18 protein-coding genes and 1 pseudogene are annotated in these 24,180 nt (G+C 57.6%); 12 read left to right on the top strand and 7 right to left on the bottom strand.

All coding sequences use genetic code 11. The features are described 5' to 3' along the window. Positions 1–18 precede the first annotated feature (18 nt). A complete protein-coding gene (locus BUS12_RS15285; protein ID WP_074267501.1) occupies positions 19–1,011 on the bottom strand; it encodes a hydroxyacid dehydrogenase in 993 nt (330 codons plus the stop codon). A 270-nt stretch (positions 1,012–1,281) separates the two neighbouring features. Between BUS12_RS15285 and BUS12_RS38205 the strand changes: the two are divergent. Together BUS12_RS38205 and BUS12_RS15275 are read left to right on the top strand one after the other, a co-directional pair. Next, positions 1,282–1,380, top strand: a pseudogene (locus tag BUS12_RS38205) (3-hydroxyacyl-CoA dehydrogenase NAD-binding domain-containing protein); the annotation flags it as partial. Between the two features lie 277 nt (positions 1,381–1,657). After that, complete coding sequence (locus BUS12_RS15275; protein WP_290439562.1) at positions 1,658–2,479, top strand: 3-hydroxybutyrate dehydrogenase; 822 nt, start codon at positions 1,658–1,660, stop codon at positions 2,477–2,479. 1,190 nt (positions 2,480–3,669) lie between these two features. On the opposite strand, the gene BUS12_RS15270 is transcribed toward BUS12_RS15275, so the two are convergent. The 6 genes from BUS12_RS15270 to BUS12_RS15245 all read right to left on the bottom strand — a co-directional run bounded on the left by BUS12_RS15270 (position 3,670) and on the right by BUS12_RS15245 (position 10,438). After that, the gene (locus BUS12_RS15270) at positions 3,670–5,148 is read right to left on the bottom strand and encodes an aldehyde dehydrogenase (protein ID WP_074267504.1); all 1,479 of its coding nucleotides are present in this window, start codon (positions 5,146–5,148) and stop codon (positions 3,670–3,672) included. 103 nt (positions 5,149–5,251) lie between these two features. Then, positions 5,252–6,046 (bottom strand): crotonase/enoyl-CoA hydratase family protein, encoded by a 795-nt coding sequence (locus tag BUS12_RS15265; RefSeq protein ID WP_074297546.1) that lies wholly within the window; start codon positions 6,044–6,046, stop codon positions 5,252–5,254. A 2-nt stretch (positions 6,047–6,048) separates the two neighbouring features. After that, complete coding sequence (locus BUS12_RS15260; protein WP_074267506.1) at positions 6,049–7,074, bottom strand: acyl-CoA dehydrogenase family protein; 1,026 nt, start codon at positions 7,072–7,074, stop codon at positions 6,049–6,051. Positions 7,075–7,096: 22 nt separating this feature from the next. Further along, positions 7,097–8,263, bottom strand: coding sequence for an acyl-CoA dehydrogenase family protein (locus tag BUS12_RS15255; RefSeq protein WP_074267507.1), 1,167 nt, complete (start codon positions 8,261–8,263; stop codon positions 7,097–7,099). A 27-nt stretch (positions 8,264–8,290) separates the two neighbouring features. Next, positions 8,291–9,535 carry a CaiB/BaiF CoA transferase family protein gene (locus tag BUS12_RS15250; protein ID WP_074296380.1) on the bottom strand — a complete coding sequence of 415 codons (1,245 nt, stop codon included), beginning with the start codon at positions 9,533–9,535 and terminating at the stop codon, positions 8,291–8,293. 132 nt (positions 9,536–9,667) lie between these two features. After that, positions 9,668–10,438, bottom strand: coding sequence for an SDR family NAD(P)-dependent oxidoreductase (locus tag BUS12_RS15245; protein WP_074267509.1), 771 nt, complete (start codon positions 10,436–10,438; stop codon positions 9,668–9,670). Positions 10,439–12,132: 1,694 nt separating this feature from the next. Between BUS12_RS15245 and BUS12_RS15235 the strand changes: the two genes are divergently transcribed. The 10 genes from BUS12_RS15235 (at position 12,133) to BUS12_RS15190 (ending at position 23,532) form a co-directional block, all read left to right on the top strand. Next, a complete protein-coding gene (locus BUS12_RS15235) occupies positions 12,133–14,244 on the top strand; it encodes a hydantoinase/oxoprolinase family protein (RefSeq protein WP_074267512.1) in 2,112 nt (703 codons plus the stop codon). Then, positions 14,241–15,869 (top strand): hydantoinase B/oxoprolinase family protein, encoded by a 1,629-nt coding sequence (locus BUS12_RS15230; RefSeq protein ID WP_074267513.1) that lies wholly within the window; start codon positions 14,241–14,243, stop codon positions 15,867–15,869. The genes BUS12_RS15235 and BUS12_RS15230 overlap by 4 nt, the downstream gene beginning before the upstream one ends. 115 nt (positions 15,870–15,984) lie before the next feature. Beyond that, positions 15,985–17,157 carry an NAD(P)/FAD-dependent oxidoreductase gene (locus BUS12_RS15225; RefSeq protein WP_074267514.1) on the top strand — a complete coding sequence of 391 codons (1,173 nt, stop codon included), beginning with the start codon at positions 15,985–15,987 and terminating at the stop codon, positions 17,155–17,157. A 125-nt stretch (positions 17,158–17,282) separates the two neighbouring features. After that, positions 17,283–18,032 carry an electron transfer flavoprotein subunit beta/FixA family protein gene (locus tag BUS12_RS15220; protein ID WP_074267515.1) on the top strand — a complete coding sequence of 250 codons (750 nt, stop codon included), beginning with the start codon at positions 17,283–17,285 and terminating at the stop codon, positions 18,030–18,032. 13 nt (positions 18,033–18,045) lie between these two features. Beyond that, positions 18,046–18,984 carry an electron transfer flavoprotein subunit alpha/FixB family protein gene (locus BUS12_RS15215; RefSeq protein WP_074296379.1) on the top strand — a complete coding sequence of 313 codons (939 nt, stop codon included), beginning with the start codon at positions 18,046–18,048 and terminating at the stop codon, positions 18,982–18,984. 195 nt (positions 18,985–19,179) lie between these two features. Further along, positions 19,180–19,887 carry an SDR family oxidoreductase gene (locus BUS12_RS15210; protein ID WP_074267517.1) on the top strand — a complete coding sequence of 236 codons (708 nt, stop codon included), beginning with the start codon at positions 19,180–19,182 and terminating at the stop codon, positions 19,885–19,887. 87 nt (positions 19,888–19,974) lie between these two features. After that, positions 19,975–20,295, top strand: coding sequence for a pyrimidine/purine nucleoside phosphorylase (locus BUS12_RS15205; RefSeq protein WP_074296378.1), 321 nt, complete (start codon positions 19,975–19,977; stop codon positions 20,293–20,295). 301 nt (positions 20,296–20,596) lie between these two features. Then, complete coding sequence (locus BUS12_RS15200) at positions 20,597–21,739, top strand: Re/Si-specific NAD(P)(+) transhydrogenase subunit alpha (RefSeq protein WP_074296377.1); 1,143 nt, start codon at positions 20,597–20,599, stop codon at positions 21,737–21,739. Between the two features lie 12 nt (positions 21,740–21,751). Beyond that, on the top strand, positions 21,752–22,081 hold the full coding sequence (locus tag BUS12_RS15195) for an NAD(P) transhydrogenase subunit alpha part 2 (protein ID WP_074296376.1): 330 nt from the start codon (positions 21,752–21,754) through the stop codon (positions 22,079–22,081). After that, positions 22,078–23,532, top strand: coding sequence for an NAD(P)(+) transhydrogenase (Re/Si-specific) subunit beta (locus tag BUS12_RS15190; RefSeq protein ID WP_074296375.1), 1,455 nt, complete (start codon positions 22,078–22,080; stop codon positions 23,530–23,532). The genes BUS12_RS15195 and BUS12_RS15190 overlap by 4 nt, the downstream gene beginning before the upstream one ends. Positions 23,533–24,180 lie beyond the last annotated feature (648 nt).

Raw genomic sequence — 24,180 nt, 5'->3', positions numbered from 1 at the left:
CAGAACAGGGCTGACTGCTCAGCGTGGGGAGCGCAGATTCCAGCGCTCCAGGTAGTGGTCCCAGATTTCCGGATTGACCAGATTCGTGGGACACCGGCCATGCAAGACATCGAGCACGGCCTGCGCCGAGCCCACACTCATGCGCGCGACACTCTCCTGGGTAAGCGCTGCTGTATGGGGCGTAACGAGCACATTGTCGCGTTGCAGGTAGGGATGGTCTGCGGCGAGTGGCTCAGGTTCGAACACATCTAGCGCTGCTCCAGCGAGCCGATTTTCACTCAGTGCCTCTAGCAATGCGGAGTCGTCGACGAGACCGCCCCGTGCGGCGTTGATGAGATAAGCCTGTGGTTTGACCAGACCAAGAAGTTGTGCATTGACCAGATGTTGCGTGGACGGCAGGAGCGGTGCGTGTAGCGTAATGAAATCGGACTCGCTGAACACACTCTCAAGAGACGTCTGTACGATGAAATCAGGTAACGTGGCTTGGGTCGCGACGTCGTACCCGAGCACTCGCATGCCGAAACCATGGTGCAGTGCTGTTGCGACACCGAGACCGATGCGTCCAAGTCCAACGATCCCCACGGCTCGGCCCCGAAGTTCCAAGCCGTGATACGCCTGCCTGACGGACCAACCCTCGCGTTTGAGCAGGCCGGGTATGCGGTGAAAGTCGCGCGCAAGCGCGAAGAGCGCGCCGACTACATGCTCCACCACCGCCTGCGTATTCGAGTCTGGAAGATTGGCAACAGGAATGCCGGCTTCAGTCGCCTGACTAACCGGGATGAAATCAAGCCCGACGCCGTGGCGCACAATAGCCTTTAGTCGCGCGGCCTTCGTAAATATGTCATCGGGCAGGCGAACGCGCACGATCAGCGCGTCGATATCCGCCATGTATCGTCGCAGCGTGTCCGCCCGGTCATCTGGTGGAACTATCAGCTCGCACAAAGGAGCCAGCATTTCAGACCCGAGCGGATCGATTTTGCTCGTAGAAAGAACGCGAAACTTGCGATGCATGTTTATCCCTCGGTGAAGCCGCAGAAAAATGTCCTCGCACGCAAATATACGTTGTCCCATTTTTTGCCATATCTGGTACAACCAGATGGTAGTTTCAAAAAACGGCGAAGTCAATTTATCGCCCCAATCCCCTCAGGCCTCGACCCACGGACGAATCGTTGCAATCCATGCAATGTATCAGCCTGACCCGGGAAATCGAAAATTGACCTCTCAGGTCCGACCATGTAAGTTCTGGTACAACCAATATGGGGCGTGCGAAAGGAAATTGCCATGCAACGAAAAGTGGGGGTGGTTGGCTTGGGCGCGATGGGAAGGGGAGTGGCCACCTCCCTTTTGCGGGCGGGGTTTGACGTTTTCGTCAAGGACCTCGGCCTGGTCCAGCAGATAGTGAGAAGCGCGAATTTCAGCGCGGTACTCGCCGAACGTGCTTTCGGGCTTTTCCAGTCAGCGGCCGATGCTGGGCACGGGGCTGATGACGATACCGCCGGTAGTCCAGATGTACGAAGGCACCCGAACGCCCGTGTAGCGGCAAGAGGTGCATTACGATCGGGCGGATCGATTTAGTCTTTACGTCTCACGCACCGCAATTCCGATGCAAAGTGACCGCAGTGGTCTGTACGCACTGCAATGCCGGGGCGATATCCCCATGTTTTCCCACTACTGTCTAACACTGCATATGAAAATTTCTGATTCCAGATTCCTCGCAGGCAAAGCGGCCGTCGTTACCGGATCGACGAGTGGCATCGGGCTGGGAATTGCAACCGCCTTGGCCCGTGCGGGTGCGAACCTGGTGTTGAACGGATTCGGCGACGTTAAAGAAGCCGTTGCCACGGTCGAAACGTCGGGCGTGAACGTCGTGCATCACGCCGCTGATATGACGAGGCCGGCCGAAATCGAAGCAATGATAAATTTTGCAGTCCAAACGTTTGGCGGTGTCGACATACTGGTCAACAATGCCGGAATCCAGTTTGTCGAGCGGATCGATTTGTTTCCTGTGGCAAGCTGGGATTCAATCATCGCCATCAACCTGAGTTCGGCATTTCACACAATGCGGCTCGCACTACCAGCGATGCGCGAACGGGGTTGGGGACGGGTCATCAATATCGCGTCGGTTCACGGCCTTGTCGGCTCTGTTGGGAAATCTGCATATGTAGCAGCAAAGCACGGCGTCGTTGGATTGACAAAGGTCGCCGCGCTGGAAAGCGCACGCTCAGGTGTCACGGTGAATGCTATTTGCCCCGGTATGGTGTTGACACCTCTATTGCAGAAGCAAATCGACGATTTCGCTGTGCGTGAATCGCTGTCGCCAGACGAAGCAAGTGCGAGATTTCTTGGAGAAAAACAACCCTCTCAGCAATTTGTAACTCCTGATCAAATCGGCGATCTCGCCGTATTCTTGTGCTCCCCATCCGCCAATGAGATGCGAGGATCCGCGCTGCAAATCGATGGCGGATGGAGCGCGCAATAAGGTCGCATCGAAGCGCGCATGTCATGCCACAAAATTCCGCGATGCTTCACGTCTCCCGGGTGCACTCTTCGAGACTGAAAACAAACGACTCGTAGGGTCATCCGGTGACGTGTCTCAAACCCATTTCGCACGTGCGGTTTGAGGAGACACACGCGTCGGCCGTATTCATCTCCACGTATGCATCTTCTTCCCTTGTGGCCGAGGCTACGAGTTCCGGATGTAGCCCCTCTGTCACCCACGGCGCCGCAGCAGGTAGCGCCAATCGGAATGGCAACCTCTTGCGCCACGACCGCTTCACCACTCGAGTCTTCCGCCTTCGGCGGAAGAAAGTGGATCACAAGGGCCTCGCTGTCGATCCGCTCCCACATCAGCGACTGGGGCAGTTTTGCACGGGTGCTAACAGTTAGTTACCGGTTTAGGAATTCCTTTTCATGAGTAATAAAAATACACTGCGGAGGAGATACGGTCACTTTGACAACCGGAGATAAACAGGGCCATCGAGTTGTGGGCGATCAAGGCGACAATCGATCCGCTGATAAAAAATGGTGATCAGGAATCCATAAAAGTTTAGATTTAAAAAATGCGACTAACATTACCCATACTTTATGCTATCGCGCTTGCGGGATGCGCGACCAGCTCGGACGTAACTTCGACAGAGCACGGGCACTGGGCCGTGTCGGCGCGCGGCAACCTTAACTCGGAATTTATTTCATGGGCAAGTGTAAAGAATTCGGCCACGGGCCGTGCCAAAGCGTACTGTAGTAGCCAGGGCAAGCAGGTGAGGGAAGTCGACACATCCACTGACGGCATGATGCGTTTATCGCGTGACCAGGTCACAGTCGTCTTTGACTGTGTTTAGGTAGCGCGCGGCGGCCCTTGACGTCAGTGCCACACACTTCCCGTTGCTCGCGGTCTATCGCCACGTGAAAGGTCTGGCCCTTGTCATCGAGGTTACCTCTTCCGGCCAGGTCTGATTCAAGGGGCGCAGCCGTTATATTTCATTGACTCGCGCAGGCCGTACGCGCAGCCAGAAGTCGTATCCATCAAAATGAGCTCATCGTAGGAAGGGGTACTTCAGCATCCGAATCCCGGGAAGCTGTTCGAGCCCATGTCGTTTCGCGGTTGGCTAGGATCACTCGCCATCTCGAACTGATGAACTGGGTCTCGCGTGCAACCTGGTCTCACTAGATTCAGCGCAATATGAACGGGTTTGTCGTCTTGACGCCGCTGTTGATCCAGACACTCTTGGTTTGTAGGTATTCCCTGATCGCGTCGATACCGTTCTCACGGCCCAGACCGGACTCTTTGTATCCCCCAAATGGCGACATGTAGCTGACAGCGCGATAAGTGTTCACCCACACGATGCCAGCTTGAATCTTCTCTGACATGCGAATTGAGCGACCGATGTCTTTTGTCCATACCCCCGAACCCAAGCCGAAACGGACGTCGTTTGCGATCGAAACGGCCTCGTCCTCGTTCTTGAACTTGATAACAGAGAGAATCGGGCCAAAGACTTCTTCCTGTGCAATGCGCATACTGTTGCTGACATTTCCGAAAATGGTAGGCTCAACGAACCATCCATTCCCACATTCAGGCGCGGTGCCCGGCTTGCCGCCCAGCAGCAGTGTCGCACCATCCTGCTTTGCTATATCGATATAGGAGAGGACTTTCTTATACTGCGGTCGAGTGGTCACGGGGCCAACTTGTGTATCCGGGCTTGACGGATCCCCCATTCGCGCAGTGCGAGCGAGGGTCAGCAGCCTATCTACAAATTCGTCGTAAATGCTTTCCTGAACAAGAAGACGTGATCCAGCGATGCACGTCTGACCCGTTGCCGCGAAGATGCCGGACACCGCACCGTTCACAGCATCTTCGAGGTCCGCATCCTCGAATACGATATTCGGAGATTTACCGCCGAGTTCAAGGCTGACGTGCTTGAACTGACGTGCCGCTGCTTCGTTAACGGCTCTGCCGGTCGTCTCGGCACCGGTGAACGTGATTTTCTTGACCAGCGGATGTTCGACCAGGGGGGCTCCGACATCGGCGCCAAAGCCGGTGACGACGTTGATTACTCCCGGCGGAAAACCAGCTTCCTCGAACAGCTTCGCAAATTCAATCGTTGAGACGGATGTGAATTCCGATGGCTTGATGACAACAGTGCAGCCCGCAGCAAGTGCGGGAGCGATTTTCCAGGATGCCAAAAGGAGAGGCGAGTTCCATGGCGTGATGGCGGCAACCACGCCCAGAGGTTCATGACGAGTAAAGTTGAAAAAGCCCTTTTTATCGAGCGGAATAACGCTTCCCTGAATCTTGTCGGCGAGGCCGCCAAAGTAATAGTACCACTGCGGGATGTACTGGCATTGGGCATACATCTCGGCCATGAGTTTGCCGTTATCGCGTACCTCAAGTTCGGCGAGCCGCCTGGCGTCGCGTGCGATCAGGTCACCAACACGGTGTAGCAGCATGCCTCGTTGACTTGCAGACATTTGCGCCCATGGCCCTGAGACGAATGCGGCGTGAGCCGCATTCACGGCATGATCGACATCAGTGCGGCTTCCTCTGGCGACCTCTGCCCAGGCTTCACCTGTAAAGGGGTTTTCTGTTTCGAACCATTCGCCGTTCACCGAAGCGCGGGACTCACCATTGATGTACATTTGGTAACGTTGCATAACTTCTTCTCCGTATGAGATGGCCCCTTGCTCAGTGTGTCGTCGCGGGGACTTAGCGATAGTAAATTTGCACTTGGCGGTTATTTCTCGGCGTACGCAGAGGTCACTCCGGGAATCGAGGGGCGCGTTTCTCGATGAACGCCGTCACTGCCTCGCGGTGCTCCGGTGACTTGTGCGCCAGGGCCTGCATAGTCGCCGACATTTCGAGTATCGTATCCAGTCCACTATCTTGACTTTCGCGCATCAGCCGTTTGGTCATTCGCAGCGTTGCCCCGGGGTGGCGAACGATTCGGGCAGCAAGCTTTTGGGCCGCTTCCAGCAGGTCCTCCGATGAAACGACCTGAGAAACGAGGCCAATCCGTAGTGCCTCATCGGCGCTGAGCATGTCGCCAGTGAAAGCCATTTCGGCCGCGCGAGAACGACCGATAGTTCGGGTCAACAACCATGCACCGCCATCCCCCGGAACAATTCCGACCTTGATGAAGCTCTCGGCGAAAGTTGCTCTCTCTGAAACGATGCGGATATCGCACATACAACTAAGGTCGCAGCCAGCACCAATGGCTGGGCCGTTCACTGCGGCAATGGTTGGGACATCCAGACCGTAGATGGCGCGCGTGAGGCGCTGTATTCCGGTGCGATACTCGATTGCGATCTGCGCTTGAGTGAGCTCGTCATCGAAATATCGCCGCATGTCCTTGAGGTTACCCCCGGAACAGAACATACCGTTATATCCGGTAATGATGACTGCCCGTATGGACACGTCGCTGTTGATCCGATCGCATTCAGCAAGAAACTCCGGTATGGCCGTATTGCCCGTGAGCGCGTTGCGCGTGTCTGGCGCATTCATTGCCAAGGTAAGCACTGCACCGTCGCGTGTGACTTCAAGAAAGTTGGTCATGGTCATAACTCACTGGTTGAGTCGGCGTACGACGCACTGGGCGGAATTGCGTTTCGAACAAAATCGAGAGCAGAATCGTTGCCACCAAGCCAAGCCGCGCCGATCTCGGCATACCAGGCCGTTTCGGCTCCGAATGCGCGACGCCACGCGTGCAACCTGCGCGTGTATAGATTCAGGTCGTGTTCAGCCGTAATGCCGATTGCTCCATGGACGGCGTGGGCGATACTGGCAGCAGTAGCTGCGGCCTGACTCGCGTAAGCTTTAGCTATTGCGACGCCGCTGGCGATTGGTGTCGCACTCGACGGAGAACACGCCAATCGGGAAGCCATTCGTGCTGCAAAGGTCAGTTCTGCCAATACACTGACCTGTTGCTGGATTGCCTGAAACTTGCCTATGGGGCGACCGAACTGTGAGCGTTCGTTTGCATGGGAAATCGTCATTTCCAGCACTTTTTCCAGCGCGCCGGAGATCAACAGCGCGGTGACAGCGGCACCAGACATTCGCGTTCCGTTGCAGAAAAGAGGGATCGAGCGAGGCCGCTTTGACCACGTCGCCGACGCGTCGAGACTTCCCTCAATGCCGTCACTTTCGACATCGGCGGCTTCAAGTGACCACAACTGGCAAAGCCCGCTTTCCTCCACCATGATCCATTCACTGACGTGACCGAACGGTACATTGTCACAATGGAACACGTCTCCGGTGTGCCTGACAGCGCTTGCCGCAATCGTAACGGGACCCGCGAGCGTCTCGAGGTTTTTGCGGTCGAGCAACGCACGCACGAGCATGGTGTACGCCAAAGGCACGGGAAGGGCATATCGGCCGCATGCAGCAATCAGTGGTGATGCATCGAGCAGCGATAGTCCGGCGCCGCCGGCGCTCTCGGGCACTAGCAGGTCTGCAAAGGCGCTCTCGGTCAGCGCTTCCCAGAGGCCGGAAAAGCTTTCTCCTGACTCGATTTGCCGGACGGTACTTGCCGGGCACTCGCCCGCGAGAAGGCGATCAAATGAGTCTGCAAAAATATCGTTCATGCGAGGTCTCCTTCCGGCAGATTTAGCGCAGACCCAAACCACGGGCAATCATTCCGCGCAAAATCTCGCGCGTACCGCCCCGGAGAGAGAACGAGGGCGCGACGTGTGTGATGTATGCGAGTGTCTGAAGCAACTCCGGGGATGGCGGCCCGTCGTGTCCGGTTCTGCTGTCTACTGCCGACACGAGGTCGGCGATCACAGCGGGCACTAGCTGTTCGAACTCCGTGCCGAGGTCTTTCGTCAACGCGGCCACGGTCGCCGGACTTTCACCTGCCTGAAGTTTCGCGACGATTGAAATGGACATTGCCCGAAGCGTGACAAGCGAACTCAGAAGTCGGCCTGCTGCGACGTATTCGAGACGATCGATTGCTCCACACCGCCGCAGATAGCTAGCCCACTCATTCAGCAGCACGATGCTGGAATAGATCCGTTCAGGACCGCTGCGCTCAAAGGCCAGTTCGGCGGTCACCTGTCGCCACCCATCCCCTTCTGTTCCAATGAGGGCGTCTCCGCCAAGATGCACATCGTCGAAAAACACTTCACAGAAGTGGCTGTCGCCTGTTAGATCCCTGATTGGCCGCACGACCACCCCTGGAAGCGAAAGATCGACAATGAGCTGCGAAAGACCTTTCTGGCGGTCCTCCGGCGATCCCGAGGTCCGCACTAGTGCGATCATGTAATGTGATCGATGCGCCTGCGTTGTCCAGATTTTTTGCCCAGATAGAATCCAGCCGTCACTCGTGCGGCGTGCCTGGGTACGGACACTCGCCAAATCGGATCCAACATTGGGCTCGCTCATGCCGATGCAAAAGAACGCTTCGCCTCGGCTGATGCGGGGCAGATAAAATTGCTTCTGGGCTTCAGTTCCGTACGACAAGATGAGCGGGCCGCTTTGACGGTCGGCAATCCAGTGGGCACCGACCGGTGCCCCCGCGTTAAGTAGTTCTTCTACAAGAACAAAGCGAGAAAATGCACCCAGTTCTGCGCTTCCGTAGCTGCGCGGCAACGTTAAACCGAGCCAGCCACGGCGGCCCAAGGCTCGACTAAATTCTGCGGAGAAGCCCATCCAAGAGCGGGCACGTTGGTTCGCCGGAACATTCATGAGGTGCTCGGCCAGGAAGGCGCGAACCTCGCTGCGTAAGGCTTCCGCTTCGTCCGGGAGACAGACATAGTCAAGTGATTCGATCATGGTTTCACCGTCGGGTTTGGATAGTCCTCAGATAACGTTTTCGGAGGTGAGACGGGCCAGCACTTCAGGGGCGAGATTGAGGACCGTTGAAAGCACGTCGTTGGTGTGCTCGCCCAGGAGGGGCGGGGGCAACCGATATTCCACGGGCGTGTCCGACAGCCGCACCGGGCTGGCAAGGAGGGGGAGAGGCCCCGCCTGGGTATGCTCCATTTCGATTTTGAGGTTGCGGTGGATGACCTGAGGATCGCGGAATACGCGATCAAGCGTGTTGACGGGTCCACTTGGCACACCAGTCGATTCGAGTTGGGCGAGCCAGGTGTCTGTCGTACGTTGAACGGTAATGTCGCGCAGGGTCTGGACTAGCTCGTTGCGATTCGCGACGCGAGCGGCGTTAGACGCGAAGCGACTGTCGGACAGCAGTTCCGGCCGTTCAAGCACCGCACAGAGCTTTGCAAACTGGGTGTCGTTACCGATAGCCAGGATCATGTTCCCATCGGCAGTCGGAAAGTCCTGGTAGGGAACTACGTTCGGGTGAGCGTTGCCGAGGCGTCCTGGAATGACACCGCCATGAAGGTAGTTCATAGCCTGATTAGCGAGGCAGGCCACCTGGACATCGAGCAGACTCATGTCGATGTGCTGACCGCGACCCGTGCCGCTCCGGGCGGCAAGTGCACCCAAGATTGCGATGGCTGCATATAGCCCGGTCATAACATCCGTCAAAGCCACGCCGACCTTCATCGGGCCACCACCCGGCTCGCTATCGCCATGACCGGTGATGCTCATCAGGCCACCCATGGCCTGGATCAGAAAGTCATAGCCTGGCCGAGGCGCGTAGGGGCCAGTTTGTCCAAAGCCAGTAATCGAGCAATAGATGAGACGTGGATTAATAGCGCTTAGGGACGCGTAGTCGAGACCGTACTGCTTGAGGCCACCTACCTTGAAGTTCTCGATAACAATGTCCGATTTCGCTGCTAGTTGCCTCACAAGCTCCTGACCTTCGGGGCGGGTGAAGTCGATAGTGACGGACTTCTTGTTGCGATTCGTGCACATGAAATAGGCCGACTCTCGGGTTAGTTCGCCGTTTGCGTCCTTCACGTAAGGCGGCCCCCAAGTGCGCGTGTCATCACCAGTATTGGGACGCTCAACTTTGATGACTTCTGCACCCATGTCTCCAAGCGTCTGAGCCGCCCATGGACCCGCCAACACGCGCGACAGGTCTAATACTCTGATCTCAGCCAATGCACTGGCCATTTTGTCTCCTCCGTCCTTCATACTCAGTATTGAAATTTTCTGCTTTGGCTGCGAGCTACCTGTTGCGTGGCTTCGGACATCGTGGTGACGCTCCCTTCCTGTCGGCAGACCGTCACGTCAACATGCGTGTCAGACGACAGTGTCTAGCCACTGTCAGCAGGTGTAGTTGAGACCCATACGGCCGCCATCTGCGAAGATGATTTGTCCGGTGATATAGGATGACTCATCACTCGCGAGGAACACGGCGATCGAGGCCATTTCCTCCGGTTGGCCGAGCCTACCCATCGGTGTGCGTGACATGATCTTCGCCATGGCTTCTTCGGACGACAACACGGTCGATCGCACGAGCTCAGTTTCGATGGTGCCAGGACCGATTGCATTCACGCGGATGCCATGAGGAGCTAGCGTGACCGCCATGTTTCTCGTCAGCTGGTTGATGCCGCCCTTCGAGACGTTGTAGACCAGGATGCTGGGAATCGTCATGACGGAATTGACCGAGGACATGTTGATGATCACCCCCGTGCTCTTATTGGCCAGAAGGTGGCGTGCCACTTCCTGACTCGCCACAAATGCCGATTTCAGATTGACGTTGAGCGTCCGGTCATATTCCTCTTCGGTGATGTCAAGCAGATCCTGCGGCGTTGCCACGCCTGCACTGTTAAGCAGAACATCGATGGTGCCCATCGTGTCAATAGCCGACTTCACCAGTTCCCGGACCTGTTTCGAATCACCCGCATCTGACACGAAGAAGCTTGCCTTATAGCCGGCCTCCTGAAGTTTTTCAGCGAGCGCAAAGCCGGCCTGGGCGTTGATATCGGAGAAACAGACTTCTGCTCCAGCAGCGGCAAATCGTTCTACACACGCCTTGGCAATGCCCTTCGCACCCGCAACCACGAGTGCCTTTCTACCTTCGAGGGATTTCATCTTCGTGCTCCCGATTCGGTGAATTTTCCTGTCGCGGGCCGCGACGACTCGACTGGAGGTTCTCGGAGTCGTTGTCGCGAAAGTTTCTGGCAGAGAATATTTCGCAATGAATTTGTTCTCATGCGAGACTAATGGTCTGAATGGAGAACAGTCTATTTCACCCAATCAGGGATGTCAACGCGCAAGAAATGTGCGGCGTCGACGCGGGAAACGCGGGCACCCGATGTATGGTGGGGAGGAGTGCGAGACAAAGGACCACGACGAGACCGTGGGGCAGGGTCATTACCAGGGCGGGTAAACCGCAGGCGCGGGAGTCTGATAGCGGAAAAAGCGGTAGCGGGGTAGCTGTTGACGCACCGCTAGGGCATATCCAAAGCCAGCGTGTCCTGAAGGAAGCGGATACGTAAGGAATGTCCAAGGAATATAAACACTCGGTTTTGAAGGATTCAAGCTGGCGTCTGCCGTCGTTGCCCACCGACGGTGTCCGGAAGTCGCGCAACCCGCGATGGATGCGCGTACCCGTCGCTAACCAGGCGTAGATCGCGGTTTCCGACACCTCTTGCCGCGATGTGGCTCTAGCGATGCAGTGCCTTTGCCCTAGGCGGCGATTGGTGTGGTTGACACCCGACGGCGATGTCTTTCGGTGGGAGTGGTTTGGATGCGTTCAGGATTGGGGATTTCATATCATGAAATTTATCGGCATCTTGAATTATTATTTCGCACTCCTCTATAAATGCCACGCGCATATAGGTTGCCGAAAGTCGTTTTAGACGGGACTCTGGCGCCAGTCCGACAACCCCACCGCGGCCCCTAACAAAAGCCAGACCAGGACTGTCCGGATCTCCGGGCATTGGTGCCTTGTTTTGTCAGTCGAATCGGCCCGCCGGGGTAGCGTGCCAGCCACAACGCTGTCACGAGCGGCGCATCTATGTGCGCTCGAGTCGTATTCTAGGGGTATCCCCCTGACGCTGTATCTACCGCGAGGCCATATCGTCACAACGTTAGGGTTTGCGCTGACCTTTACAGAATTTAGTTGTTTTCAGAAAAATTCCCCGCCTATAATTGAATTGTGGTCCGATATGAAACTTATGGTCCGAATACGGAACATCATCGTCGGTACTCACGAGGTAGGCCGCATCGTTCCGAGCTTGAGCTTGAGCTTGAGCCCGCGCTTTCCATTGACCATCAGGCTATTCGAGGGATTCGCAAAATGTCCGAGTTCTCGCAATTCCGCAGGCGACTTTTGGTCGTTGGCGTCGCGTTATCAGCGCACTCCGATACGTAAGTTTCCTGCCCCGAGTTGGAAATTGGCAGTTGAAGGAGACGAAGGTGAATGTAGCAGCGAGATCATTGCGTTTGCAGGTCGAGAAATGGCTTGTGCCGACTCTTTCGACACCGGTTCGGGTGACCCGATTCAGTCGCACGCGCTCGAATCAGAGGTGCTATGTGCGTGTCGAAATACTCCGACCTGCAGGCTCGGTTGGACTCTTTTTTTTCAGGCACGACGACGGCGCATGGTGTGTGTTCCCGCCTGAGACCGGACGCGTGGCGATGCGCTCGGCGCCATGAGCTATCCGGTAGCGGTGACTGTACGACATGCATTCGCGTGGTGGTTCTCGAAGCCAGTATTGACGTGAGTACATGCGCTTCAATCGCGAGCTTTTGAGAGTCAGCCAACCTATTAAGGGCATTACATGAGCACGAAAGACAGAAAATCTCGCGTGAGATTGTCATCTGATATAGGCGGTACTTTTACAGACATCGTAGTGGAGCGTGATGGCGAGCGACTCACAAGCAAGGTGCTGACGACGCCTGGCGAGCCGGAGCGAGCAGTGATCGACGGCACACTTTCCTTGCTCGCGGAGCATGAAATCTCCCCGTCTGACGTCGATCTTTTCATTCACGGAACGACACTCGCGACCAATGCGATTATCGAGCGCAAGGGTGCATTGACCGCTGTTATCGGCACGGAAGGTTTCAGGGACACCCTGGACATCGCCGACGAAGGACGCTTTGATCAATACGACATTTTCATCGACAAACCCGCGGCGCTGATTCCGCGGTCGCGTCGATTCACAGTGATTGAGCGTGTCAACGCGCGCGGCGACGTCGTATTGCCACTTGACGACAAGTCGGTTCACGCATTGGCTCCCGAGCTCAGGCGTATGGGGATCAAGAGCGTCGCGGTTGCGTTGCTGCATTCGTATGCCAACCCGCAGCACGAACAGCGCGTTCGGGAAATCCTTGCAGAACAGTGTCCCGACATTGCCGTCACTCTCTCGTACGAAGTTTGTCCCGAAGTGCGCGAATACGAACGGACCTCGACAGCAGTTGCAAACGCCTATGTGCAGCCGCTGATGGCGGGGTATCTGCAGCGGCTCGGAAAGGAGCTCGTAACACGTGGTTTCGATTGCCCGGTGTACCTGATGACGTCGGGTGGCGGCCTGACGACCCTTGAGACTGCCGCACGTTTCCCGATCCGCCTGGTGGAGAGCGGTCCGGCGGGCGGTGCCATCCTTGCGTCGTACGTTGCGGCCCAATGTGACGAGCACAAGGTCGTCTCGTTCGACATGGGTGGTACCACGGCGAAGATCTGTCTCATCGAAGATCAGAAACCTCAATCGTCCCGCACCTTCGAAGTCGACCGCGCAGCGCGATTCCTGCGTGGTAGTGGACTGCCGTTGCGCATTCCCGTGATCGAAATGATAGAGATCGGTGCAGGGGGGGGGTCCATTGCCCATGTCGACACATTGAAGCGCATTGCGGTCGGGCCCGAGAGCGCAGGCTCCGAGCCGGGGCCCGCCTGTTATGGTCGCGGTGGAGAAGAGCCAACGGTCACGGATTCGAATCTTTGCATCGGTCGAATCGATCCCGATCGTTTTGCTGGCGGCAAGATGAAGCTCTATCCGGACCGCTCGGCAGCCGCCCTGACACGAGCCATCGGGCAGAAGCTCGACCTTTCCGTGCACCACTCGGCCTACGGTGTCCTTGAAATGGTCGATGAAAACATGGCCAATGCTGCACGAGTGCACTCTGTGGAACGCGGCAAAGACATCGCGACACATACGATGATTGCCTTCGGCGGTGCGGCACCCCTGCACGCGGCTCGTCTTGCCGAGAAGCTGGGAATGAGAAGGGTGATCATCCCGGCAAACGCCGGTGTGGGATCTGCGGTCGGGTTTCTCCGGGCGCCGATTGCTTTCGAGGTCGTACGAAGCCGCTACATGACGTTGTCGACATTCGATGCGGGTCAGGCCAATCGACTCATCGACCAGATGCGTCAGGAGGCCAGTGCAGTTGTGCGCGCCGGTGCGGGCGACAGCGAACTTGTGGAAGTATGCGAAGCATTCATGCGCTACAAGGGCCAAGGACACGAGATCGTGGTGCGTGTGCCGGCGCGCGAGTTGACGGCAGGCGATGCGGAGTCGCTTAGAGATGCTTTCGAAAAGGAATATATCGCATTGTTCTCGCGTGCAATTCCACACGCAATTGTCGAAATACTGACTTGGACGTTTTCGGTTAGCACGATAGCGGAAAAGCCCGATATCACGCGAAGGGGACCGGTGACGGCGACAGAGGCAACACCGGTCGGTGAACGAACCCTGTTCGACCCGGACTCGGACAAATCGATCACCGTTCCGGTCTATGCGCGAGAACAGATGGAAGTCGGCAACACGCTTACTGGGCCGGCCATTATCGCTGAATATGAGACGACGACGTTCGTGCCAGCGACCTTTAGCGCGTCCGTCAACGATCGACTCTGCATTGTGCTCGAGAAGAGCGTCTCCCAGGGAGAGTCAAGATGAAATCGGAAGTCAGGCAAGGTGGACTGTACGAGATCCGCCGTCAGATCATGTGGAACAGACTGCTGGCGGTCGTCGAAGAGCAGGCGCAGACGCTGCTGCGAACTGCGTTCAGTACGATTGTGCGCGAGTCAGGAGACCTCTCGGCAGGCGTATTTGATCTTCAAGGACGCATGCTGGCGCAGGCTGTGACGGGTACCCCTGGCCACGTCAACTCAATGGCCGAATCGGTTGGCCACTTCCTCAAGGCGTTCCCCGCAGATAGCATGAAGGCAGGGGACGTATATTGTACGAACGATCCATGGAAGGGAACGGGCCACCTGAATGATCTCGTGGTGGTGACGCCAGCCTTCCACGACGGCACCTTAGTCGCATTGTTCGCGTCGACAAGCCATCTGATGGACATTGGGGGAATCGGGACGGTTCCAGACGGGACAGATGTCTTCATGGAAGGGCTTGCAGTGCCATTCATGAAGCTTTTTGACGCGGGTGTGCTCAACGAGACGTTGATGGCTATTTTCAAAGCCAACACACGTACACCGGTCGACACGGAGGGAGATATCTATTCCCTTGTGAATTGCAATGCAATCGGTGCGCGGCGGCTTTCGGACATGATGCGGGAGTTCAACCTGGACAGCCTTGACGAACTCGGCCGACATATTCTCGAAAGCTCGCGTGCCGCGGTGCTGGCCGCAGTCAAGGAGCTGCCGAAGGGGTCATGGACAAGCTCCATGACGATCGACGGGTACAGCGAGCCTGTTACGTTGACTGCGAGGACGACGATCACGGAATCGGGAATTGCTGTTGACTTTGCCGGCTCCTCGCCAGCATCGGGAAAGGGCATCAACTGCCCGATGTCCTATACCAAAGCTTATGCAATTTTTGGACTGTCTTGCGCGGTTGCGCCGCATATACCTAACAACGCGGGCTCACTATCCTTGTTTGACGTAGTTGCGCCAGAAGGTTCTATTGTTAATGCGCTGAAACCTTCACCCGTAGCGTCACGGCACATTGTTGGCCAGATGCTTCCTGATGTCGTGTTCGGCTGTTTGCACCAGGCGATTCCCGACCGCGTTCCCGCTGAAGGAACATCGTGCATTTACCTTATGACTTTCCGTGGACGCGACGGCGGTAGCAACGGCGCTTTCGCCAGTAGCATTGTGACAAACGGTGGCGTCGGCGCGCGTCCGGGTAAAGACGGGCTAAGTGCGACTGCGTACCCAAGCGGCGTTAAAGGCACGCCGATCGAGATTGTGGAAACCACGACGCCGTTGATGTTCTGGAAGAAAGAGCTGCGACCCGGTTCCGGGGGGGCAGGTCAATGGCGCGGCGGTAACGGCCTCGATATCGAAATCGAGAATATTTCTTCCAGCCCTATAGAACTTCTGGCTGCTTTTGACCGGATAGAACATCCTCCTCGTGGCCGTAACGAAGGTCAGGACGGTGCAAGCGGATACCTTGGCATGCGTGACTCTGACAGGGTGATGGCAGGAAAGGGAACGCAGGTCATCCAGCCCGGCGAGGTTATTCAATTACGCACGCCGGGTGGCGGGGGCATTGGAAACCCGAAGTTGCGGGACAAAACCGCAGAACGGCTCGACGTTGAAAACGATCTCGTGATCCGGTAGTGGCCTTGGTAGACGAGTCGGCGACTCGCTGTCTCCTGCGCAATAGGGGACGGCTGATCGCAATCGCCCACGTAATCCGGAATCACCACTTAGTTAGCAATAGGAGGAAGCGAAAGTGGCTCAGAAAGTCGTAATCATTGGCGGCGGAGTGATTGGCAGTGCAGTGGCCTATTTTCTATTGGCGAATGAACCCGGCCTCTCCGTCACGGTCCTGGAGCGCGATCCGAGCTATGCTCGCTCGTCTTCTGCGCTTTCTGGATCCGGGATTCGCCAGCAGTTTTCGACTGCGGTGGCTGTTCAGATGTCAGGCTTCGGGCTCGAATTTCTTCGGTCCATGCCAGAACTTCTTGATGTGAACGGATCGAAACCGACGGCCAGTCTGCATGAAGGCGGATATCTGTTTCTTGCGGGTCGGCAGGGGGCCGATGTCCTGCGAGAGAACTGCGCAATGCAGAATAGTCTTGGAGCCAACATTGCGTTTCTGGATTGCAAGGGCCTGGTTGAGCGGTTTCCGTGGCTGAACGTGGACGATCTGGAAGCGGGTTCGTACGGGGTCTCAGGTGAAGGCTGGTTCGATAGCTACGGTGTGCTTCAAGCACTAAGGAAAAAGGCCCAGGCGCTAGGTGCCCGCTACTTTCCATTGGAAGTTGTCGCTGTGCGTAGGCAAGCTCGCCGGGCCACCGGAGTCGCGACGTCCTCCGGCGAGGAGTTTGAATGTGACACGTTGGTTAATGCAGCCGGGCCGTGGGCTAGAAACATCGCAGCGATGCTCGATATTGATCTCCCTGTGCACGCGCGCCGTCGGAGCATTTTCAACGTTTCATCCCCTGCTGTCCTAGAACGCGCTCCTCTCCTGATTGACCCTACTGGCGTCTGGTTTCGACCCGAAGGCAACGGTTACCTTTGCGGTATCGCACCCAAGCCAGAGAATGACCATGATGATTTGCCCCTGCACGAAGTAGATCACGCACTTTTCGACGAGATCGTGTGGCCCAAACTCGCAGAACGGGTTCCCCAGTTTGAGGCGCTCAGAGTCGAGAGTTGCTGGTCTGGCTATTACGAGTACAACGTATTTGATCAAAACGCCATCATCGGATACCACCCCGATGTCGAGAATTGCGTTTTTGCAAATGGTTTCAGTGGTCATGGTTTGCAACATGGACCTGCAACGGGACGTGCTGTGAGCGAGCTGATCAGAAATGGTCGCTATACAACGTTGGATGTTTCTTCTCTCGGTTGGTCCAGGGTGTTGGAAAACCAACCGATTGTCGAGAAAAACGTCGTGTGACAAGCATCCGGATATAAGGGGAAGACACGCGCTGACGGCGCGAAACGCCGTCAGCGCGTGTCTGGACGCGTACTTGCGGAGAGCGACGCTGCGATTCAGTCGTGTGCGGCGATGAGAGGACATACATGAAAGTATTGGTGCCGGTGAAGAGAGTGGTCGATTACAACGTGAAAGTCCGGGTGAAATCGGATGGCACGGGCGTCGACATTGCGAATGTAAAGATGTCGATGAATCCGTTCGACGAGATCGCCGTGGAAGAGGCGGTGCGTCTGCGGGAAGCGGGCGTGGCGACCGAAGTGATCGCTGTGTCGGCGGGCGTGACGCAGGCGCAGGAAACGTTGCGCACGGCGCTCGCGATCGGCGCGGACCGCGCGATCCTGATCGAGTCGTCGGAAGAACTGCAGCCGCTGGCTGTCGCCAAGCTGCTCAAGGCGCTGGTCGACAAGGAACAGCCATCGCTGATCATTCTCGGCAAGCAGGCCATCGACGACGATTCGAACCAGACTGGTCAGATGCTGGCTGCCTTGGCAGGGTTGCCGCAGGCGACATTTGCATCGAAGGTTGTCGTGGCGGATGGCAAGGCAACGGTATCGCGCGAAGTGGACGGCGGTGCGGAAACGCTGGCGCTGACGCTGCCGGCTGTGGTCACCACGGATCTGCGCCTGAACGAGCCGCGTTACGTCACGCTGCCGAACATCATGAAGGCGAAGAAGAAGCCGCTGGAGACGCTCAAGCCGGAAGACCTCGGTGTTGACGTGACCCCGCGCCTGAAGACGCTGAAGGTTGTCGAGCCGCCGAAGCGCTCCGCTGGCGTGAAGGTCGCCGATGTGAAGACGCTGGTCGAGAAGCTCAAGACCGAAGCCAAGGTGCTGTGAGGAGACGGACGAAATGACGATTCTGGTAATTGCGGAACACGACAACGCGTCGCTGAAGGCTGCGACGCTGAACACGGTGGCAGCGGCAGCCAAGATTGGCGGCGATGTGCACGTGCTGGTGGCAGGTCACAACGCGCAGGGCGCGGCCGACGCTGCAGCGAAGGTCGCAGGTGTCGCCAAGGTGTTGCTGGCCGATGCGCCGCAACTCGAAGCAGGCCTCGCGGAAAACGTCGAAGCGACGGTGCTGAACATCGCGAAGGACTACTCGCATATCCTCGCGCCCGCTACCGCGTACGGCAAGAACATCGCCCCGCGTATCGCAGCGAAGCTCGACGTCGCACAGATCAGCGATATCACCGCCGTGGATTCCGCCGACACGTTCGAGCGCCCGATCTACGCAGGTAATGCGATCGCAACGGTGCAGTCGAGCGATCCGGTCAAGGTCATCACGGTGCGTTCCACCGGCTTTGACCCGGTAGCAGCAGAAGGTGGCAGCGCAGCGGTCGAGAAGATCGCCGCCGCAGCCGACAGCGGCCTGTCGCAGTTCGTGAGCCGTGAAGTCACGAAGCTGGACCGTCCAGAGCTGACGTCGGCGTCGATCATCGTTTCCGGTGGCCGGGGTCTGGGCAGTGGCGAGAACTATACGAAGGTGCTCGAGCCGCTGGCGGACAAGCTGAACGCGGCACTAGGTGCCTCGCGTGCCGCAGTGGACGCGGGCTTTGTGCCGAACGACTATCAGGTGGGCCAGACGGGCAAGATCGTCGCGCCGCAACTGTACGTCGCGGTGGGCATCTCGGGTGCGATCCAGCATCTGGCCGGCATGAAGGACTCGAAGGTCATCGTGGCGATCAACAAGGACCCAGAAGCGCCGATTTTCAGCGTCGCCGATTACGGTCTGGTGGGAGACTTGTTCGACCACGTCCCCGAGCTCGTCAATCAGCTGAATTTGTAAGCGGCCCACAGCGATTCGAGTGTGTGCAGCAAAGCGCGAAATCTCAAATGATCAAGTTGAGCTTGGACTGTGAATTTGCACGAAGATTTTGACCTTACCAGCCTCACTGAAAGCCGAACCATGTCTTAAGGAGACACGTCGATCTTCCACGGGCGCATCGTGCGTGAATTCCCAAACTATCTACAAGGAGGTGGTATGAGTGCCGAAAAAGTTGCTATCGTCACAGCTGCGGGTAAAGGCATGGGGGGGGCGATTGCGCAGGAGCTCGCATCCAGCGGTTATCGGGTGGCCCTCATGTCACCGTCGGGCAGCGCGGCGAAACTCGCTGAAGAACTGGGCGGTTTCGGTCTATCTGGCTCGGTTACAGAGGACGCTGACATTGATCGGCTGGTTCGGGAAACGCTTAACAAATACGGACGAATCGATGCGGTTGTTAACAATACTGGTCACCCTCCGAAAGGCGACCTGCTGACTCTTACCGATGACCAGTGGCGCAGCGGTCTTGACATCATCTTGTTGAACGTCATCCGTATGCTGCGGCGCGTTACACCGGTGTTCGAATCACAAGGAGGCGGCGCGGTCGTTAATATTTCCAGCTTTGCCGCTGATTCACCGCTCCAGATCATGCCAGTTTCTTCGACGCTGCGAGCAGGGTTGAGTGCGTTCACGCACCTGTACGCGGAGCGTTACGCGGCGAAGAATATTCGTATCAACTCTGTACTGCCCGGCTACGTTGACAGTTGGGAGGACGCCCCGAAAGAATTTGTTGCTGGCCTGCCGGCAGGGCGACTCGGCACCGTCGAGGAAATCGCCAAGACAGTTGCCTTTCTGCTGTCAGAAGGCGCGGGGTACATCACCGGACAAAATATCCGTGTCGATGGAGCGCTGGTTCGAGCCCTGTAAGATTTCGTGCAGCGTGACATTCAGAAAAAGGTTGGCGCGCCCTGCCAGCCTTCTGTGTAAAAACCGGTTATATAAGGATATTTCAGAATGCCAGACGATAAGCAATACGAAGGAGTATCAGTAGTAAAGCGGGCGAATGTCTTCGGCGAAAAATGCGTTTCGCACACGGTCATCTTTGCAGATGGGACGAGAAAGACGCTCGGTGTATTCCTTCGTGGAAAACTGACGATTCCTTCAGTAGTGGATGAGGAACTCGAGATCCTGGCTGGTCATTGTTCGGTTCGACAAAAGAATGGCGCTGAGTGGACCGAATATCGTGCGGGTGATTTCTTTGAAGTCCCGCGCAACAGCTCGATCGAGGTAAATGTATTTGAAACGGTCGAATATATCTGCAGCTTCCGTGATTGACGGTTGCTCTCTGCTTGAAGGTGGACCGCGGTCGCTGCTTCTGCGCTGATCATCGGCGATCCGTTGTGTTGACACCAGAAAGGATGGACGTTACGACTCAACGTCAATGATAGGGCCTGTAGAGCTGACGGTTCGAGGTCGCTGTCTTACGGCTTCGTTCCACCATACCGCCTAGATACGTTTCCCCAAACCCTAATGTGCAATTGGACGTCGGCCTATCCAGTAGGCGGGCAACGGCCGTTGACGTGGAACGTGCCCGATGACCAGGCACGCCGATTTAAGGCAATGAGTAGAGGAATGTATGCACATAGGAGTGCCAGCCGAGACGCGAGCGCATGAAACACGCGTTGCCGCCACCCCCGAGACGGTCAAGAAATACGTATCGCAGGGCCACCGGGTCACGATCCAGAGCGGCGCCGGGACTGGCGCCAGCTTTCCTGACGAGGCTTTCAGCGCGGTGGGCGCGGAGATCGTCGATGCAGCCACCGCCTTCGGCGCCGATCTCGTCCTCAAGGTCCAATCGCCGACTGAGAGCGAGCTGCCGCATCTGAAACGCGGCGCGGTGCTGGTGGGCATGCTCGATCCTTTCAATGCAGACAACGCGGCGAAGCTCGCCACTGCTGGTGTAACGGCATTTGCGCTGGAAGCCGCGCCGCGCACAACCCGTGCGCAGAGCCTCGACGTGCTGTCGTCGCAGGCCAACATTGCCGGCTACAAGGCCGTGCTGCTTGCCGCCGATCTCTACCCCCGCTTCATGCCGATGCTGATGACCGCCGCAGGCACGGTGAAAGCGGCGCGCGTGCTGATTCTCGGCGCCGGTGTGGCGGGTCTGCAGGCGATCGCGACCGCCAAGCGCCTCGGCGCCGTGATCGAAGCCTCCGACGTGCGTCCGGCGGTGAAAGAGCAGATCGAATCGCTCGGCGCCAAGTTTCTCGACGTGCCGTATGAGACCGACGAGGAGCGCGAGGCCGCACAGGGCGTGGGCGGTTATGCTCGGCCCATGCCGCCGAGCTGGCTCCAACGCCAGGGCGCTCTGGTCCACGAACGCGCCAAACAGGCCGATATCGTCATCACGACCGCGCTGATCCCCGGCCGTCCCGCACCGACGCTCATCTCGGTCGAAACCGTGCTGGCCATGAAGCCCGGTTCCGTGCTGATCGACCTGGCGGCTGGCCGTGGCCCCGAGTACGAAGGCCAGCGCGGCGGTAACTGTCCACTCACCGTGGCGGACAAGATCGTGACCAGAAATGGCGTGCAGATCGTCGGCTTCACGAACCTGGCCTCGATGGTGGCCGCCGACGCCTCCTCGCTCTACGCACGCAACCTGCTCGACTTCCTGAAGCTGATCATCAACAAGGAAGGCGCACTCAACATCGATCTCGCGGACGACATCGTCGCGGCCACGCTGCTGGCCCGTGACGGCGAAGTCACGCGCAAGGCATAACTGGAGCCCGCGATGGAAGTCATCAACCATACGGTCATCAACCTGATCATCTTCATCCTGGCGATCTACGTGGGCTACCACGTGGTCTGGAACGTCACACCGGCACTGCATACGCCGCTGATGGCCGTGACCAACGCGATTTCGGCGATCGTCATCGTGGGCGCGATGCTTGCGGCCGGCCTGACGGTGGGCGGCACAGGCAAGTTCTTCGGGACCCTGGCGGTCGGGCTGGCAGCGGTCAACGTGTTCGGCGGCTTTCTCGTCACGCGGCGAATGCTGGAGATGTTCAAGAAGAAAGAGCGGAAGAAGCTCCCCGCAGCGGCAAAGGAGAAGGCGCAATGAGTCTGAACGTCGTCACGCTGCTTTATCTGGTTGCTTCGGTCTGCTTCATTCAGGCGCTCAAAGGGCTCTCGAATCCGAAGACCGCGCGCATCGGCAATACGTTCGGTATGGCCGGGATGGCGATCGCGATCCTCACCACCATCGCGTTGATCCTCAAGCAGGCGGCCGGACTCGGCTCGAATCTCGGGCTGGGCCTCGGACTGCTGTTTGCGGCGCTGGTGGTAGGCGGCGCGATCGGAGCGTTCGTCGCCGCGCGCGTCGAGATGACCAAGATGCCTGAACTGGTCGCCGCCATGCACTCGCTGATCGGTCTCGCGGCCGTGTGCATTGCCTATGCGGTTGTCTCGGAGCCGTCGGCGTTCGGTCTCGTGGATCCGGACAATCCGATCCCGGGGTTTCTGCCGTACGGCAACCGGATTGAGCTCTTTATCGGCACCTTCGTCGGGGCGATTACGTTTTCCGGTTCGGTGATTGCGTTCGGCAAGCTCTCGGGCAAGTACAAGTTCCGCCTGTTTCAGGGCGCGCCGGTGGTGTATCCGGGTCAGCATCTGATCAACCTGATGCTGGCGATCGGCATGATCGGCTTCGGCGTGATCTTCTTTCTGACGCAAGCGTGGCTGCCGTTCATCATCATGACGCTGATCGCGTTCGCGCTGGGCGTGCTGATCATCATCCCGATCGGCGGCGCGGATATGCCGGTGGTCGTGTCGATGCTCAACTCGTATTCGGGCTGGGCGGCGGCGGGCATCGGGTTCTCGCTGAATAACCCGATGCTGATCATCGCAGGCTCGCTGGTGGGGTCGTCCGGTGCGATCCTGTCGTACATCATGTGTCACGCGATGAACCGCTCGTTCTTCAACGTGCTGCTGGGCGGTTTCGGCGCGGAGGCGGGCGCGGCGACTGCGGGCGGGGCCCAGGAACAGCGGCCGGTCAAGTCGGGTTCGGCCGAGGATGCGTCGTTCATGCTGGGCAACGCTGAAACCGTGGTGATCGTGCCGGGGTATGGTCTGGCCGTGGCCCGCGCACAGCACGCGCTGAAAGAACTCACTGACAAGCTGACCGAAAAGGGCATTGATGTGCGGTACGCGATCCACCCGGTGGCGGGCCGCATGCCGGGGCACATGAACGTGCTGCTCGCTGAAGCCGAAGTCTCCTACGACATGGTCTACGAGATGGACGACATCAACAGCGAGTTCGGCCAGGTGGACGTGGTGCTGGTGCTCGGCGCGAACGACGTGGTGAATCCGGCGGCGAAGAACGATCCGAAGTCGCCGATTGCGGGCATGCCGATTATCGAGGCGTACAAGGCGCGTACGGTGATCGTCAACAAGCGTTCGATGGCGGCCGGTTATGCGGGTCTCGACAACGATCTGTTCTACATGGACAAGACCATGATGGTCTTCGGCGACGCGAAGAAGGTGATCGAGGATATGGTGAAGAGTGCTGCTTAAAAGGAGTCCGGCTATGAATGGGAAGTCAATGACAATGCCGGTAAAGAATCTTGGTGAAAGCCGAGCGGGGTTAGGGGCAGATGAGCAACTGAGCTGAGAAGGGGATGTAGCTATGCCGGCTACCAAGGAATATTGTTCGACGTGGGCATGGGTCAATACAACGGGATGGTATGACTGGATGGACTGGCATCACCCGTATCTGCTAACTGAATGACCACTATCTTCGCATCTGTTTTGCGGTTTTGCCGCTGCTGATTTCGAGTCCTGTTAGCGATTTCGACGGCGTGCTTCAGCGTTATCGCCCGCGATCCCGATCGACCGGGTGGCCTACCGGCCATTGAGCCGCGATGAGATTGTCGGGACCGAGATGATCTGTCAGTTGCTGTACGGTCTCGTGATGGTCCTCATCACGCAGTACCGCTCGGACGGCACATGCTTTGGTATCCATAATAAAGTTAGTCAAACGTGCAGGGTTTGATGGATCAGCTCGCCCACCGGTGTGCCCAATCTACCTGTTTAAACACAGCTGTGAACCGCGTTACAGACAACGGTTGGTTCTCCATCGCGACCCTGCTTTAAAGGGACTCGCGTCGAAACGCCGGCGTCGCTTCTGCTCAGGCTAAAGCAGATCCGCGACGTCGGTGCTGG

The organism is Paraburkholderia phenazinium (assembly GCF_900142845.1).
Taxonomy (GTDB): Bacteria; Pseudomonadota; Gammaproteobacteria; order Burkholderiales; family Burkholderiaceae; genus Paraburkholderia; species Paraburkholderia phenazinium_A.
Note: the sequence above shows the minus strand (reverse complement) of the source record. Positions and strands in the feature narration are given on the sequence as shown.